Source organism: Stieleria mannarensis (assembly GCF_014154935.1).
GTDB lineage: Bacteria > Planctomycetota > Planctomycetia > Pirellulales > Pirellulaceae > Stieleria > Stieleria mannarensis.
This window is the reverse complement of sequence record NZ_JACEHH010000161.1, coordinates 1-1,232: the sequence shown is the minus strand read 5'-3', so window position 1 is coordinate 1,232 and position 1,232 is coordinate 1. Positions and strand designations below refer to the sequence as shown.

Here is a 1,232-nt window from a genome sequence, read left to right as displayed (position 1 = left end):
CCGTTCGCGGCGGTAGCCGACGCCTGACCTGCCACGACACATCTATTCGTGTCATTCGAGTGATTCGTGGACCAATCTCTTCTCCGCTGTTCGAATCCTGGTCCAACGCCTGACATCCCGGCTGCTATTGGTGCGCTCGTTTCGCGCACTGCAGTTCATGAGAGCCCTGCTTCCAGAAATGCGCATTTGATGTCGCGGTTTGATGGGTGCGCGGTCGACTCGGCTGATGAATGAACAGAAGGCAGCAGAGGAAACAGAGTGGATCGGGTCAGTGCTCTGTGTCCTCCCTTATCTCCTGTTGAACTCTCACGGTGCAGCCGTGTTTTCACCTCTTCGCCTTGCCCTGTGGACGACTCGGCCGATTTGTTTCCCTCGTCGATTTGAATCGAGTACATTGGCGATCAGCGGCGCTGGCTCAAGCTGTCGTCGTGGCCGATCCGCGCGAACCAAGTGGTGCACCGCAGTCGGCGAGTCGAGTTTGTTTTTGAGTTCAGGTCAATCGCGCCGACGCGGTGACCACCGACGTTCGCCGACAGAATCCGTTTGACAGAAACTGAACGCTTGGATTTCTTCCTGATTCGCGGTCGTTTACCCTCTTTCCGGGTGATGGTATACTGAGGTACCCTCGAGAACGGATCGATCCATGACACTTCAAGAAGCACTGCGTGCGTTACCGCCCGATGAAAAGCTAGCTGTCGTCACGCAGCTCTGGGATGACCTTGCCGCTTCAGCTCCGTTGACATTGCCGGAAGATGAACTTGCGGAGATGAATCGCAGACGAGACGAATTGCTTGCGAACCCTGAGATCGCAATTGACGCTGACGAGGTTTGGCGGCGGGTAGATGGCGACTGAACGCTATCATCCGCTCTTCGCCGTAGACCTAGCGACCGCATGCGCATACTACGACTCGATTGCTGGCACTCTTGGCGATCGTTTTCGCGCGAATGTCCGATCGATTATCCAAACGGTGATCGAGCGGCCGGAGTCATTTGGACGGATTGGCGGTGAATTTCGTGGCGCGTTGGTCGATCGGTTTCCGTACGTCGTAGTCTTCACTGTCGATGACGATTTGCCTTCGATTTTCGGCTTGCGTCACGCAGCATCGGACCGCAGTGATTGGTTCGGTCGCACAATGCCAGCAGCGAGCGGCGAACCATCCGATGCACCCGAGTCGGCGAGTCCGGGCGATTCGACAATGGAAGATCAAGCGCGCCGACCGGGTGATCGGTAA

The 1,232-nt window shown here is 56.7% G+C and carries 1 protein-coding gene; it reads left to right on the top strand.

Going from position 1 to position 1,232, the window contains the following annotated elements; genetic code table 11:
- The first annotated feature begins 643 nt into the window (after positions 1 to 643).
- Positions 644 to 853, top strand: coding sequence for an addiction module protein (locus tag H1B37_RS32885; RefSeq protein ID WP_182871500.1), 210 nt, complete (start codon positions 644 to 646; stop codon positions 851 to 853).
- Positions 854 to 1,232 lie beyond the last annotated feature (379 nt).

Excerpts from the sequence above, each read along its gene's own strand:
- H1B37_RS32885 (WP_182871500.1), top strand. The coding sequence starts at position 644 with ATGACACTTCAAGAAGCACTGCGTGCGTTACCGCCCGATGAAAAGCTA.